General features: G+C 68.4%; 9 protein-coding genes. 5 read left to right on the forward strand and 4 right to left on the reverse strand.

From position 1 onward, the window contains the following. Nucleotides 1–31: 31 nt before the first annotated feature. The 4 genes from JL100_RS15585 to JL100_RS15600 all read right to left on the reverse strand — a co-directional run bounded on the left by JL100_RS15585 (nt 32) and on the right by JL100_RS15600 (nt 7,042). A complete protein-coding gene (locus tag JL100_RS15585) occupies nt 32–1,750 on the reverse strand; it encodes an IucA/IucC family protein (protein ID WP_202681436.1) in 1,719 nt (572 codons plus the stop codon). Next, nucleotides 1,734–3,560 (reverse strand): IucA/IucC family protein, encoded by a 1,827-nt coding sequence (locus tag JL100_RS15590; protein WP_202681434.1) that lies wholly within the window; start codon nt 3,558–3,560, stop codon nt 1,734–1,736. Before JL100_RS15590 ends, JL100_RS15585 begins: the two co-directional genes overlap by 17 nt. A gap of 52 nt (nt 3,561–3,612) precedes the next feature. Continuing rightward, on the reverse strand, nt 3,613–5,859 hold the full coding sequence (locus tag JL100_RS15595) for a TonB-dependent receptor (RefSeq protein WP_202681432.1): 2,247 nt from the start codon (nt 5,857–5,859) through the stop codon (nt 3,613–3,615). A gap of 187 nt (nt 5,860–6,046) precedes the next feature. Continuing rightward, a complete protein-coding gene (locus JL100_RS15600; RefSeq protein ID WP_228420733.1) occupies nt 6,047–7,042 on the reverse strand; it encodes a FecR family protein in 996 nt (331 codons plus the stop codon). 274 nt (nt 7,043–7,316) lie between these two features. Between JL100_RS15600 and JL100_RS15605 the strand changes: the two genes are divergently transcribed. The 5 genes from JL100_RS15605 (at nt 7,317) to JL100_RS15625 (ending at nt 14,687) form a co-directional block, all read left to right on the forward strand. Further along, nucleotides 7,317–7,832, forward strand: a complete 516-nt coding sequence (locus JL100_RS15605) for an RNA polymerase sigma factor (protein ID WP_202681428.1) — start codon at nt 7,317–7,319, stop codon at nt 7,830–7,832. 141 nt (nt 7,833–7,973) lie between these two features. Beyond that, a complete protein-coding gene (locus JL100_RS15610; protein ID WP_202681426.1) occupies nt 7,974–9,713 on the forward strand; it encodes an ABC transporter ATP-binding protein in 1,740 nt (579 codons plus the stop codon). 254 nt (nt 9,714–9,967) lie between these two features. After that, nucleotides 9,968–10,813 (forward strand): DMT family transporter, encoded by an 846-nt coding sequence (locus tag JL100_RS15615; protein WP_407696854.1) that lies wholly within the window; start codon nt 9,968–9,970, stop codon nt 10,811–10,813. 239 nt (nt 10,814–11,052) lie between these two features. Next, entirely contained in the window at nt 11,053–11,706 is a 654-nt protein-coding gene (locus JL100_RS15620) for a cytochrome c3 family protein (protein ID WP_202681421.1), read from the forward strand. Beyond that, complete coding sequence (locus tag JL100_RS15625) at nt 11,694–14,687, forward strand: TAT-variant-translocated molybdopterin oxidoreductase (RefSeq protein ID WP_202681420.1); 2,994 nt, start codon at nt 11,694–11,696, stop codon at nt 14,685–14,687. The genes JL100_RS15620 and JL100_RS15625 overlap by 13 nt, the downstream gene beginning before the upstream one ends. The last annotated feature ends 3 nt before the right edge of the window (nt 14,688–14,690 follow it).

Below are 14,690 nucleotides of genomic sequence, written 5' to 3' on the forward strand. Positions count from 1 at the left end.
ACCTCGGCCGCTCGGAAGGGTCCCCGTCCCTTCAGCCCCGATTATCCGCGAAGACGTTCGGGACCGGGTGGTGAAGTTCTTCCGTTGCATTGAGCAGTTTTCCTCTCATCAGGGACTCGGTCAGAATTTCCCGCGCCGCGTGCCCGATCCGCCTGTGGCGCTCCTCAAGGCCCTGCCGCCGGGCGTAGCGCTCCAGGCAGTCATGGACCTTCCGCCAGAACACCGGTTCGGGCAGGCAGTAATGAAGGTTCAGGAGATGGGAAACTTCGGTCAGGTTGTAGATGAACAGGGTGTCCATCACCAGTTCCCGCAGGGCATCCACCCGATCCGACCAGTAGTACCGATCGGGGGGAGCGCCGCGGTAGACGGGATCCAGATCGGGAAAGTCCGGCACGGCTTCCCTGTCCTTCAGGAACTCGGGCACGTATTCCACGCTCTCGTGGAAGTCGCGCAGAACCAGCCGCTCCGGCCAGCCATTCCGGTGGACCAGGACCATGTTCTGGCCGTGCGCCTCGACGGCGATGCCGTGGCAGACCAGGAGGTGCCAGACCGGCAGGACGGCGATCTCAAGGAGCCGGTCGAGCCAGGGAAGGAGACCGAAGCTCTCGACCCAATCCGCGACGAAGGGCCTGCCGTCGGTTTCCACGAGCATCAGCATGTTGAAGGGAATCGCCGCCTCGCCGTCCCGCAAGGCCTCGACGACGCTGCGGCGCCACAGCGCGGCCAGTTGCCCGGCCAGCGGCCCGTCCCGGTCGGCGATGATCCCGGCATATTCCGTCCGCAGGGTGAGCGGGCAGTCCTCCCGGAAGAACGGATCGGACTCCACGACGCCGGTCAGCCAGCGGGCGATCGCCGGCCCGGTGCAGACCGAATGGGGCACGATGATCCGGCGCGAGGCCGTGTTGACGATGTTCATCGCCAGCTTGATGTCCGCCTTGCGGGGATCGTCGACGTTCATCACCGTCCGGACCGACTGGCTGGCGCGGTACCGGTCGCCCAGCGGCCCCAGGGGACAAGCGCGCCCGTCGGCCAGCCAGCTTGCCAGCTCTCGGTCGCGGAGAGCGCTCCACTGCCAGGGATGGACCGGCAGGAAACCGTAGCGGTCGGCGCTCCTGCCGGCGGCGGCACGGCGCGCATCCAGCTCTTCCCAGACCTTGCCGCCCAGTTCGGCGCGCCAGAACGCCTCCTCGTCGCCGCCCAGGTCCTGATGGAGATGCGACCTCTCGACCAGCAGCCAGAAGAGCTGGAAGCCGCGTCCCGCCTCCGGCCCATAGGCGGCGTGATCCTCCTCATCGAAGCCGAGGCGGGCCTTGAAGCAGGGATGGTAAGGGTGGCCTTCCTCCAGCGCCCCTTCCAGGTCGGCGAACGACATGTCCCGCCGTGTCCGCCGGGACAGGTTGGCGTCGTTCCACCGGCAGAGGGCGACGGTGCGGTCCAGTTCCTCCAGCAGCGAGACCTTGTGCGCGGCGGGAGTCGCCAGCCCTTCGACCAGCGGGCGGGGGTCGGCCGGTTCCCACTGCCCGCCCGGCACCCGCATCCGGACCGATCCCGGGACGATCCGCAGCCGCCCGAACGGGCCGGCGGTGCCTTCGCAGCGGAACCGCACGCCGCCCGAGACCCACTCGAACCCGGGCCCCCCGTCCACCTCGGCGGATCGGGCCTCCAGGACCCGTTCGAACAGGAGGGCGGCGACGAGCTGCCTCAGGACCCGTTCGTCGGCTTGGCCGGGCAGGTCACGGGGCAAGGGCATGGCGTTCCCTTCCGGGGCCTTCGACCGGGAGCCGGCACAGGGGATTGGGCAGGTGCGCGTAGAGCGCCGCCTCGTTCGCCGTCTGAAGCTCGTCTATGTTGAGCAGCCGGGCCGTGAGGTTGAACTTCGCCCCGATCGTCGGGCTGTCCAGCAGGCCGCCGATGAAGGACCGCCCCGCACGCCTCATCTGCGGCGCCAGGGACTCCAGGCGCCCGCGCAGGATGCCCAGCAGTTCCTCCTCGCCGGTCAGGCCGTCCTTGCCCATGCGGGCGATGACGGAGAAGACCTGGTTGACGATCGCGTAGTAGGAGAAGCGCCGGTTGATCTCGTCCTCGTCGTAATAGAGCGACGGCAGATTGTCGGCCTCCGGCGCATGGCGCCTCAACGACTCCCGATAGGAATTGCACAGGTAGAATCCCTGGTTGTCGCGGTAGTGGAAGCGGGTCGGCAACCCCTCCCCGATATCCAGGAGGCCGTTCTGCTGATGGGCTTCCAACGCGATGCCGTGCTCGTCGTAGAGCCGCACGAGGGGATCCAGCGCGCAGGCGAGATATCGGTCGAACCAGCGGCGGCACGCTTCCTCCAGCCGCCAGCCGTGCGCCGCCGCGACGCGCCGGACCAGCCGCTCCAGCCGCGAGACCTGTCCCGGCAGCGGGTCGGCGGTCAGCGCCGCGATGGCGACGACCCCGTTCCGCCGGCCGCCCGAGAAAGGATTCTCCCGGATGATCACCTCGAACCCGCTCTCGCCGCCGCCCGGCGCCTCCAGCGTGATGTAGGCCGGGTCGAGCAGGAAGCGGAGGCCCTGCCCAAGCGCGGGTCCGATGGACCCGATCAGCTTCGCCATGATCACGCCGGCTTCAAGCTCGTGCCGCCGGTTGACGCGCACGGAGTTGGTGATCCGGACCGGCAGCGAGAACTTCAGCATCCAGGGGCTGTCCGGGCTGTAGACCGTACGGACGGACGACGTCGCCGTGAAGCACGGTCCGCCCTGCCCCAGCGCCCGAAGCACGCCCCGCGCCTGGAGGGCCCGGACGGCGGGATCGAGCAGGAGCGCTTCCGCCTGGAGCGGATGCATGGGAATGATCTGCTCGCCGTCAGCGAGGTCGAAACGCCCGGCATCGGCGCCCAGCGCCTCGGCGATCATCTCCGGGGCGGTGCGCCGGAAGGCCGACCGATGGCTGACATGGTCCGCCGCGACGGCGAAAAGCTGCAGGCGGAACCGCCCGTGCAGTTCGGGGGCATAGTGCGGCTGCTGCCAGGGGGTCATGCCCTGGACGCTCTTGGGCGTCGGGTGAAGCCAATGGCCGAAGACCAGCGATTGCTCCGCGGCGATGAAATCGTCCGCAGCGGCGATGAAATCGTCCGCAGCGGCGATGAAATCGTCCCCGGCGGCGGGACTGCGCCGGTTCGCGTCGAGATAGCAGCGGACCGACTGGTAGCTCTGGAGGACGCGAAGCAGGAACTCCAGTTCGCTGTCCCGGAGATCGGGCGCCCCGTCCGCCGGAACCCGCCCGTAGCTTTCCCGCGCCAGGGCGCACAGGGCGGAGAAAGGCTCCACCTGCCGCCAGCCGCCGTCCGCCAGCGGCCGGGTCCAGAGCCGGCCGAAACAGCTCGGTCCGCACAGCGAGCGGGTGACGATCTCGCCGCGCAGGACCGCGCTCTGGGAAGGCAGGGTCCATTCGACGCAGTCTACCGCCGCCCCGTCCGGGACGGCGTGCCGGGCCGACCGGCCGGCATCGATCTCCCGCCAGTAGCAGTTGGCGAAACTCTGGAAGGTGGCTTGCTCGGCGATCTGCTGAGTTGAAGGCATGTTTTGCCAATCCTGGCGATGGCACGACAAGGGCCGCTGAGGCACCGCGGGGTCAGAACTGCGCGGTCGCGGTGATCAGGAAAGACCGGCCCGGCTGATAGAGCGGCGTCACCGTCCCGAACTCCTGCCCGTAGGTCGCGCGGTCGGCATAGGTGGCGTCGAACAGGTTGCGGACGTCGGCCCTCAAGGTGAGGTTCGAATATTGCGCCGGCCGGTATTCCGCGAATATGTTGAAGACCTCGTAGCCTTCGAGCGGCTGCTGGCCCGCCTGGACGTCGTCGTAGTCCAGCACGATCTCGACATCCGCGCCGAAAGTCATGTTCCAGTCCGTGACGGCCTGGGAGCCGCCCAGGGTGACGATCTGCCCCACCGGGGTGGCGAGATAGGTTCCGGTATCGGAATCCGCCGGCTGCCCGTCGATGGTCACGTCGATATCGGCGTAAGCGACCCGCACGAACCCGTCGTTCCAGGAATAGCCGGCGCCGATTTCATAGCCGTCCGATTCCACGTCGCGCGCGAGGTTGGCGCTGGCCGCGGAGAACCTCGCCGCGCGCGCATCGTCGATCCTGGTCCGGAAGACGGTGCCGTCGACCGTGAAGCCGCGGTAGCGGGCTTCCAGGCCGGCGGTCACGTTGTCCGAGGTCACAGGCTCCGGCCCGGAGCCGTAGTCCCAGGCCGAATTCATGATGAAGTTCTCGGCCAGCGGGATGCCCGCCCAGGCGTGGGAGTATCCGGCCCTGGCCGTCAGGAACTCCGGGATCAGGTCGAACTCGCCCGAGGCGTTGTGACTGACGCCGGAGTTGGTCCAGTCCTCGCCGGTGGTTCCCTCGAACTTCTGCCGGTCGCCGCGCAGCCCGAAGGACAGGCGCAGGCGCTCCCACGGCTCGATCCGGGCCTGGGCGTAGAGACCGACATTGTCCGCCTTTTCCGTGGCCTTGAAGGTCTCGTCCTCGTAAGTACCTTCGTCGCGGTAGAAATCCACGCCGGCCGTGATCGTCCCCAGCCCGAACGAGAAGACGTTCTCGGCCTTGCCGTTCAGGGATTCGGTCTTGCCGGTGCCCGGGATGCTGGCCGGAACGGTACTGGGCGGCACGGGACGGAAGAAGATCGGCGTTTCAACGTCGGTGCGGCCATAGGCCAGGACCAGCTTCGGGTTCCACAGGTCCATCGGCAGGGTGTCGCTGTAGGTGAACACCACGTTCTGCCGGTCGAGGGTATAGTCGCGCACCCGCGGCTCCCAGGGCGGCCGGCCGGAGATCCCGCCGATGTTCGCCCGGAACGGCCGGGTCGCGTCGTCGTAGACCCGCTCGTAGCTCAGCTGGAAGCGGTTGCCCCCGTCGCTCTCCACGGCGGCCTTGGCGAGGCCGCTCAGGATGTCGGTCCCGGTTCCGGCCACCTCGTCGCCGTTGCCCGCCTCGAACTTGCCGCCCTTGCCGTAGGTGACGTAGCCGAGGGCCTCGTATCCCTCGTGGAGGCCATAGCCGGCCAGGCTGGTGGTCAGCACCGGGCCGTTGGTGTTGAAGATGGACTTGACGAAGGCGCCGACGCCGTCGCCCGACAGGAAGTCGCGCGCGTCCTTCGTCTCGTAGGCGATGGAGCCGGCCAACGCGCCCGGACCCGCATCCGCCGGCGCCACGCCGGCATCGACCCGCACGACCTTCAGGAAGCTGGGATCGATCAGCGTCGTGCCGTTATGGTGGAAGACCTTGTTGTTCTGGCGGCTGCCGTCGATGCTGACGGCGAGATTGGTCTCCTCCACGCCGTTGACATAGACCTTCTGCGACATGGGCACGGAGCTGCCGACCCGGATCCGGGGCTCCCCGGCGAAGACTTCCCGGATACTCGTGGGGTTCCTGCGTTCCAGGTCCGCCGACGTGATGGTCGTCCGGCCGACGCCCCAGCCGGTACCGGAGCCGGAAACGGTGACCGGGTCCAGCATCAGGGTTCCCGCCGGGGCGGGGGTCGCTCCGGCGCCGGTCTGTGCCTGGGTCGCCACGAGCGAAGCGGTCGCCGGTCCGGTCATGCGAAAGCCGACGCCGGTCCCGGCCAGCAGGGTTTCCAGGGCCTGGGCGGGCGGCATGGCGCCGGTGACGGCTCGGGAGGTCCGGCCGTCCGCCAGGGCGCTGGAATAGCCGATCTGCCAGCCGGTCTGGCGGATGAAGCCGTCCAGCGCGGCTTGCAGCGGCTGGGCCGGGATCGAGAAGGCGACCGGCTGGTCGGCGGCGCCGGACTGTGCCGCCTGCTGGGCCGAGGCCGGCGCGGGGAGCCCCAGGGCACCCCCGAGGGCCGTCGATGCCATAAGGGCCAGGATCAAATGCCGGGCGGCCGTCTTGTTTATGCGCGTCGAAGTTCCCGGTGTCACACCCGTCCGGCAATACATTCCCCACAACTCCCGTCGTCTGCTGGCGTCGGGGAGCGTCCGCTCTCGGCTGAGAACCTCCCCATCCAGCCAGACGTTCGGAGCCGGCGGGTCTCACAAAAAATTTTCACGCCAGGATGACGATGCCGCCCGGCAGGACGGTCACGCTCGCTCCCGCGATCCCGGCAAGGGACCGGAGCGCGCCGACCGGATCGTCCAGCCGGTAGCTGCCGCTCACCAGTTCGCCGTCGATCCCGTGATCGAGGACCAGGATCGTCCCGGCGTAGTAACGGCGCAGGTTGTCGATGACTTTTCCGAACGGCTGTTCATGGAAGACATAGCGCCCCTCGCGCCAGGCGAGCGCCACGTCCGGCCTGACCCGAACCGCGGCGGACAGGCCCTGGGCCGTGGCGGTCACCCGCTCGCCGGGCGCCAGCGTCAGGGCCGGCCCGGCGTCATCAAGCCGGCCGACGGTGATCCGTCCCTCCTCCAGGAAGATCTCGTCCTCCGCGCCGTTGGACTGCACGGCGAAGGCCGTTCCGGTCACCTCGACCGTGCTGAAGCCGGCGGCCACCCGGAACGGCCTCGCCCGGTCCGGGACCACGTCGAAGAACGCTTCCCCCCGGAGCAAGCGGACGTTCCGCCGCCCGTCGCCGAAATCCAGCGCCACGGCGGAGGCGGCGTCCAGCACCATCGTGGAGCCGTCCGGCAGCGAAAGTTCGCGCCGGTCGCCCGCCTCGGTCAGGTAGTCCGCGTTCCAGCGCAGCATGGCGGCGGGCAGCAGCGGCAGTCCGGCCAAGAGGAATACCGACGCGGCGGCCAGCGACATCCACCGCAGCCGGTGCGGCATATTGGCTGGCGGACGGGGCCGCGGCCCGGAAGCCCGCGCGCCCGCGACGGTCGCGGCCCGAAGCTCCGGCATGGCGCCGACTTCGGCGACGAGGTCGAACGCGGCGCCGTGGCGCGGGTCGCTGCGGCGCCACTCCCGGTAGGCCGCCAGCGTCTCCGGATCGGCCGTTCCGTCCTGAAGCGCCACGAACCAGGAAAGCGCCGCATCCGTGACCGGATCGGGATGCCGGAAATTCCCAGCGTCGCCCGGACGGTCCGCGTCTCTCTGCTCCACTCGGGTCATCCACCGTTCCATTTCCGGATATGTATATAACTTAGACGCCTCCGGAGGCGCACAACACATTATGCGAAGAAGATTCTTTGAGCGGTCCGCCGGTCCTGGCCCTCCACAAATGCGAATAATTATCAGTTGCAGTAGTCCGCCGATTCTGGCAAGCCTTCGCGGCAATGATCTCCAGAAACCCCGGGAACGACCCGTCCCGGTCCAGGCAGGCGAACCTCCTTTCGCGACGCGAAGGGCGCGCCTGCGCAGCATGACAAGGCTGACCATGCCCGCCAGTTTGAACGCAATCTATCTTGATCATCGCCACTCGCTTCTCGGGCGGGCCATGAGGGTCGTCCGCAACCTCCATACCGCGGAGGACGTGCTTCAGGAAAGTTACCTGCGGGCTCACAAGGCGGCGGAGAACGGCCCGATCGACAATGTGGGCGCCTTCCTGCACCGTACCGTCCAGAACCTGGCGCTCGATCACCTGCGGCGGCGGAGGACTAGGGAGCGCTTCGAGATCAGCCCACCCGAAACGTTCGATGCGATGGAGATCGCGTCGGACAGCCCGTCGGCGGAGGACCATCTGCTCCACCGCGAGCGCCTGGACAAGTTCAAGGGCGCGTTCGCGACGCTTCCCGAACGCGCCCGCAAGGTCTGGGTCCTCAACCGGGTCGAGGGCTGGTCCTATCCGAAGATCGCCGACCATCTCAGGATATCGCAGGGGACCGTGTTCAACGACATGAAGCTGGCGATGGGCCATTTCCTCGATGCGATCTCCCGCGCCGAGCGGGATTGATCAGGCAGGCGGCGCGGCCGGCGATGACGGGAAAAGCGAAGTTGATTTCGGAGGTTGCGGAACGTCGAACGTCTTAGGATGGGAGCCGCATTCCGCGGCTGCCCTGTTCGTGGCCGTGTCCGGCAGAATTCTTGGGGCCCCATGGTGTTGAAGGACTTCTTTAGCTATTACCGCCCGCACCGGAGGCTGTTCCTGGTGGATTTCGGCGGGGCGATCCTGTCCGGCCTGCTCTCGCTGGGCTTTCCCTTCGCGGTGACCGCCTATGTGGACCACCTGCTGCCCGAAGGCGACTGGGAACTGATCCTGCTGGCGAGCGTCGGCCTGCTGGCGGTCTACCTGGTGAACACGGGCCTGATCGCCGTCGTGACCTATTGGGGCCACGTGCTGGGCATCAGCATCGAGACCGAGATGCGCCGCCGCGCCTTCGACCACCTGCAACGGCTGCCGCTGCGCTTCTTCGACCAGAACAAGACCGGGCACCTCGTCGCGCGGCTGACCAAGGATCTGGAAGAGATCGGCGAACTGGCCCACCACGGGCCGGAGGACCTGTTCATCGCCGTCATGACCTTCCTGGGAGCATTGGCGCTGATGATGACGGTGCATGTTCAGCTGGCCCTGATCACGCTCCTGATCGTTCCGGTGGTCATGGTGATCGTGCTGCGGTTCGGAAAGGACATGACGGCCAACTGGCATGCGCAGTTCGACCGCGTCGGCGCGTTCAACGCCAGGATCGAGGAAGTGGTCGGCGGGGCTCGGGTCGTCCGGGCCTTCGCCAACGAGGCCCACGAACGGGCGATGTTCGCCAAGGACAACGCCCAGTACAGGCAGGCCAAGCTCAACGGCTACCGCATCATGGCCTATAGCCTGGGACTGAACTATCTGGGCATGCGGCTGGTCCAGGTCGTGGTGCTGGTCGCCGGGACCTGGTTCGTCCATGCCGGGAGCCTGAGCATCGGCGAGTTCGTGGGCTTCCTGCTGCTGATCAACGTCTTCTACCAGCCGCTGGAGCGGATCGCGGCGGTGATCGAGAACTACCCGAAGGGAATAGCCGGGTTCCGCCGCTACCAGGAATTTCTGGCCACCGAGCCCGAGATCACCGACCGCCCCGGCGCCGTCGCGGCACCGGCGTTCAAGGGCGCCGTCGCCTTCGAGGGCGTGCGCTTCGGCTATGATCCGGCGAGGCCGGTCCTCGACGGCGTGTCGCTCTCGGTCCGTGCCGGCGAAACCGTCGCGTTCGTCGGACCTTCCGGGGCGGGCAAGACCACCCTGCTGTCGCTCCTGCCGCGATTCTACGAGGTGAACCGGGGACGGATCACGATCGACGGCCATGATATCCGCGACCTGACGCTGGCGTCCCTGCGCCAGCAGATCGGCATCGTGCAGCAGGACGTCTTCCTGTTCGCCGGGACCCTGCGCGACAACATCGCCTATGGCAGGCTGGACGCGACGGAAAACGAGATCCTGGAGGCCGCCCATCGAGCCCGGCTGGACGGATTGGTCGCCGATTGTCCCGAAGGCCTGGACACGATCGTCGGCGAACGCGGCGTGAAGCTTTCGGGCGGACAGAAGCAGCGCGTCGCGATCGCCCGGATCTTCCTGAAGAATCCCCCGATCCTGATCCTCGACGAGGCGACATCCGCCCTGGATACCGAGACCGAACGGGCGATCCAGGCGTCCCTCCAGGAGTTGGCCCGCGGCCGCACGTCCCTGATCATCGCCCACCGCCTGGCGACCATCCGCGACGCCGACCGGATCGTCGTCATCAATGGCGGCGGTATCGCCGCGGAGGGAGCGCACGAAAGCCTGATCCGGGCCGGCGGCCTTTACCAGCGTCTTCACGAAGCGCAGGACCTGGCGGTTCCGAACCGGATGAAGGCGTAAATCTCCGGGGCCGGAGCTGGCGCGATCCGGTTCAGGAGACCCGCAAGGTTGCCATGCCGCCGGTGCCGGAGCATTGTGGGGCGAGACGCGAGCAGCATGGCGATCCGAAGCGACAGCATGAAACCACATGATCACCCAACCGTCGCCGGACGGCACCGGCGTCTGACCCCGGGGGCCGGGGACGGCGGGCCTTGACGCCGCGGGAGCGGAACCTCCGGATTGTCCTGAGTGGATTTGCCTGGGCCGCGGTCACGGTGACCATTTTCGCCGGCTGGTTCGTCGTGACCCGGTTCGGCGTGACCCGCGAACTGCGCGTCTGGGACATCACCGCGCTCCGGTTCGGGATCGGCACGCTGATCCTGCTGCCCGTCCTGCTTGGCCGGACCGGCCGGCTGCCGAAGGGCGCCTGGACCGAAGGGCTGCTGTTCTCGGCGCTCTGGGGAGCGCCCTTCGTCCTGCTCGTCGCGATGGGGCTCCAGCTCACCTCCGCCGCCCAGGCCTCGTCCGTCACCCCGACCATGATGCCCGTGTTCTCCGGAGCGATCGCGTGGCTGGCCCTGCGGGAGCGGCCCGGCCGGGGCCGTCTCGCGGGATATGCCGCGATCATCGCCGGTCTCGTCGGACTGACCGTCGGCGCATCGCTTTCCGGAGCGTCTCCCAGCCCGGCGGGGTTCGCCTGCCTGCTTCTGGCATCGGCCATGTGGGCGCTCTACACGATGCGGTTCCGGCGGAGCGGTCTCGCCCCGATCCAGGCGGCGGCGCTGATCTGTTTCTGGTCGGCCGTCCTGTTCCTGCCGGCCTACCTGGCGTTCGACCTCGCCCGCCTCGGTAGCGCCCCGTTCCAGGAGGTCTTGGTCCAGTCCGTCTATCAGGGCGTGCTGATGAGCGCGGTCGCCATCGTGACCTTCAACAGGGCGGTCTCCCTCCTCGGCTCGGGAGCGGCCACCGCGATCGTAGCATTGGTCCCGGTGATGGCATCCTTGATAGCCATTCCCGTCCTGGGAGAGATCCCGACGCCCATCGAGGGCGTCGCGATCGCCGTCATCGTGATCGGCGTGACGCTGGCGGCGCGCCCGCCGCGGGCCGGGGTGTCGGCATGACCAGCAAGGCAATCCCTGCCAGTTAGACCTTCACCGGGGCAATGCAACAGGGGCCGTGTCGAAGCCGACCTTTCGCGACCATTAAATTTCGCGATCGGCCGGCACCAATGCACCACTCGCCGGTTTCCCGAACAGCATCACCCGGCCCGCTGTCGAGAGATCACATGCAAACCGATGCCGCCTCCGCCCTTCCGCGGGTCACCTTGGACAAGCCGACACGCCCGGACCGCCGCTGAGCGATGGCAGCGGTCTTCGGTCCAAAAGCGAACCTGATCACCAAGCTCGTCCTGCTGGGTGCGGCCGCCGGCCTGCTGACGCTTTTCGTCGGCGGCTGGGTATTTCCCAGCATCGATTATTACACCCGCGTCGGTTTCGTGCGGCCTCAGCCGGTCCCCTTCAGCCACGAGCACCATGTCGGCGGCCTCGGCCTCGATTGCCGATATTGCCACACCTCGGTCGAGGTCTCGGCCAACGCGGGGATGCCCCCGACGCACACCTGCATGACCTGCCACTCGCAGCTCTGGACCAACGCCGAGGTGCTTGCCCCGGTCCGGCAGAGCTTGGCGGAGGGGGAGCCGATCCGCTGGAACCGCGTTTATGACCTGCCCGACTACGTCTTCTTCAACCATAGCATCCATGTCGCCAAGGGTGTCGGCTGCACCACCTGCCATGGGCAGATCGACCGGATGCCGCTGACCTGGCAGGCGGCCAGCCTGTCCATGGGCTGGTGCCTGGACTGCCACCGCGATCCCGCCCCCAACCTCCGCCCGCGCGAGGAGGTATTCGACACCGACTGGAAGCCGACGCCGGATACTCCCACGGGAGAACAGCTCCTGGCCGCCTACGACATCCACCCCGCCACCCTGTCGGACTGTTCCGTATGCCACCGATGAACGACGAGACCCGCGCCGACGACGTCCGCGCCGACTTGGCGCGCCGCCTGGAAGGCAAGCGGGGCCGCGAGCTGTGGCGCAGCCTCGACGAGCTGGCGGCGGAGCCGGCGGTCGCGGCGATGCTCCAGCGGGAGTTTCCGGGACTGCCGGCCCTGAACGAAGTGAAGCTCGGCCGTCGGCGGTTCCTGGAGCTGATGGGCGCCTCCTTCGCGCTCGGCGGCCTGACGGCCTGCGGGCCGGCCGGCGGCGCCGACGAGGCGGTGCCTTACGTCGAGATGCCGGAGGGGCTCGTCCCCGGCGTGGCGCGGACCTACGCCACTGCGGTCACGCGCGGTGGCTATGCCGACGGCGTGCTGCTGACCCATCAGATGGGCCGGCCGCTGAAGGTGGAGGGCAATCCCGATCATCCGGCCAGCCTCGGCGCCACCGACAGCATCATCCAGGCCAGCATCCTCGACCTCTACGACCCGGATCGCTCCCAGGCGGTGCGGACCCGGGGGCATCTCGCCGGGGCGGATGCCTTCGTCACGGCCCTGGCGACGCGCTCCTTCGATCTCGCGGCACGCGGGGGCCGTGGCCTGCGCATCCTCACCGGAAGCGTGACCTCGCCGACGCTGGCGGCCCGGATCGACGGGCTGCGCCGTCGCTTCCCCGAACTGCGCTGGCACCGGTGGGAGGCCGAGGCTCCCGGCAATGCCGGGGCCGGCGCGCTGCTGGCCTTCGACCGGCGGGTCGATACCATCCTCCATGTCGATCGGGCGGACGTGATCCTGGCGGTCGAAAGCGATTTCCTGGACGGCGCGCCCGGCCATCTGCGCTACGCCCGCGATTTCGCCCGGCGCCGACGGGCGCCGGAGGAAGGCGATCCGGCTGGTATGAACCGGCTCTACGCCGTGGAAAGCGTGCCGACCCTGGCCGGTTCGCGGGCCGACCACCGCTTCGTCGCCCGCCCGGACGAGATCGAGACGGCCATGCGGGCACTGGCGGCGGAACTCGGGATCGGGCCGGCGGAATGGCGCGGCGGCCCCGGCTGGGTGGCGCCAATCGCCCGTGACCTCGCCGGCCACCGCGGCGCCGCTCTGGTGCATGCCGGTCCCGCGCAGCCGGCATCGGTCCATGCCCTGGTCCATGCGATCAACGAGGTGCTGGACGCTCCAGGCAACACCGTGACCCATATCGACCCGGTGGAGGCCGAGCCGGTCGATCCCTCGGAGTCGATCGCCGACCTGGCGGCCGACATGGCCGCGGGCGCGGTCGATACCCTGCTGATCCTTGGCGCCAATCCCGTCTTCACGGCACCGGCCGACCTCGGCTTTGGGGAAGCCCTCTCGAAGGTGCCGCTGTCCGTTCATCTCGGCACCCATGTGGACGAGACGGCCGCCCTCTGCACCTGGCATGTGCCGGAAGCGCATGAGTTCGAGCGGTGGAGCGATGCGCAAGCCTTCGACGGCACCGTCACCCTTCTCCAGCCGCAGCTCCGGCCGCTGTGGAACGGCTGGTCGGCGCTCGAACTGCTCGCGGTATCGGGTGGCGAACCGCGCCCCGATGCCTATTCGATCCTGCGGGAGTCCTGGCGGGAATGGGCAAACGGCCGCGGCGTTCAGGACTTCGACGCCTTCTGGGAGGAAAGCGTGCGGACCGGGATCGTCGCGGATACCGCCGCCCCCCCGATCCGGGTCCGGGTCGTCCCCGGCCTCGCCGGTCGGCTGCCCGCCCCGCCCGAGCCGCCGGCGGAGGGCACGCTGACGGCTCTGTTCCGCCCCGATCCGTGGCTGCGCGACGGCCGGCACGCCAACAACGGCTGGCTCCAGGAACTGCCGCGTCCCCACACCAAGCTGACCTGGGACAACGCGGCCCTGGTCTCCCCGGTGACGGCGCGCAGGCTCGGCCTCGCCAACGGGCAGGTGGTCGAGCTGACGACATCGGCGGGCCAGGTGCGGGCGCCGGTCTGGATCCTGCCGGGCCAAGTGCCGGACTGCGTCACCCTGCCCTTCGGCTTCGGCCGGCGCGTCGCCGGACGGGTCGGCAGCAATGTCGGCTTCGATGCCTTCAGGATGCGACCGCTGGCGTCGCCCTGGCAGTTCGCGGGGCTGGAACTGCGGCCCACGCAGGAAACCCATCCGCTCGCCTCGACCCAGAACCACCAGATGATCGAGTCCCACGACGCGGTGCGCGCGGCGACGCTGGAGGAGTTCCTGGAAGATCCTGATTTCGCGCAGCGGCCCGGGCCGGAGGAATCGCTCTATCCGCCCTACGAGTACGACCGGAACGCCTGGGCGATGGCGATCAACCTGAATTCCTGCATCGGCTGCAACGCGTGCAACACGGCCTGCCAGGCGGAGAACAACATCGCGATCGTCGGCAAGGAGGAGGTGCTGCGGAACCGCCAGATGCACTGGATAAGGGTCGATAGCTGGTACAGCGGCGAGCCGGATGCGCCGGAGGAGACCTTCTTCCAGCCGATGCCGTGCATGCATTGCGAGCACGCGCCCTGCGAGGTGGTCTGCCCCGTGTCGGCGACGGTCCACGATACCGACGGCCTGAACGTGATGGTCTACAACCGGTGCGTCGGCACCCGCTTCTGCTCCAACAACTGCCCCTACAAGGTCCGGCGGTTCAACTACTTCGACTATTCCCACGACGATCCCCGGCTTGCCATGTCGTGGAACACGGACGTCACGGTGCGGGCGCGCGGCGTGATGGAGAAATGCACCTACTGCATCCAGCGCATCCGCAAGACCCGGATCGAGGCGGACCGGGAGCAGCGGCCGATCCGCGACGGCGAGATCCGCACCGCCTGCCAGCAGGCCTGCCCGACCGAGGCGATCGTCTTCGGCGACCTGAACGACGCGGACAGTTGGGTCAACCGGCGCAAAGCGAGCCCGCTAGACTACGGCGTCCTGGAGGAATTGAACACCCGGCCGCGGACGACCTACCAGGCGCGCCTGCGCAATCCCAACCCCGAGATCGGGGAGGCCTGAGCC

The sequence above is a fragment of the Skermanella mucosa genome (genome assembly GCF_016765655.2).
Taxonomy (GTDB): Bacteria; Pseudomonadota; Alphaproteobacteria; order Azospirillales; family Azospirillaceae; genus Skermanella; species Skermanella mucosa.

Excerpts from the sequence above, each read along its gene's own strand:
- JL100_RS15585 (WP_202681436.1), bottom strand. The coding sequence starts at position 1,750 with ATGCCCTTGCCCCGTGACCTGCCCGGCCAAGCCGACGAACGGGTCCTG.
- JL100_RS15590 (WP_202681434.1), bottom strand. The coding sequence starts at position 3,560 with ATGCCTTCAACTCAGCAGATCGCCGAGCAAGCCACCTTCCAGAGTTTC.
- JL100_RS15595 (WP_202681432.1), bottom strand. The coding sequence starts at position 5,859 with ATGGCATCGACGGCCCTCGGGGGTGCCCTGGGGCTCCCCGCGCCGGCC.
- JL100_RS15605 (WP_202681428.1), top strand. The coding sequence starts at position 7,317 with ATGCCCGCCAGTTTGAACGCAATCTATCTTGATCATCGCCACTCGCTT.
- JL100_RS15610 (WP_202681426.1), top strand. The coding sequence starts at position 7,974 with ATGGTGTTGAAGGACTTCTTTAGCTATTACCGCCCGCACCGGAGGCTG.
- JL100_RS15620 (WP_202681421.1), top strand. The coding sequence starts at position 11,053 with ATGGCAGCGGTCTTCGGTCCAAAAGCGAACCTGATCACCAAGCTCGTC.
- JL100_RS15625 (WP_202681420.1), top strand. The coding sequence starts at position 11,694 with ATGCCACCGATGAACGACGAGACCCGCGCCGACGACGTCCGCGCCGAC.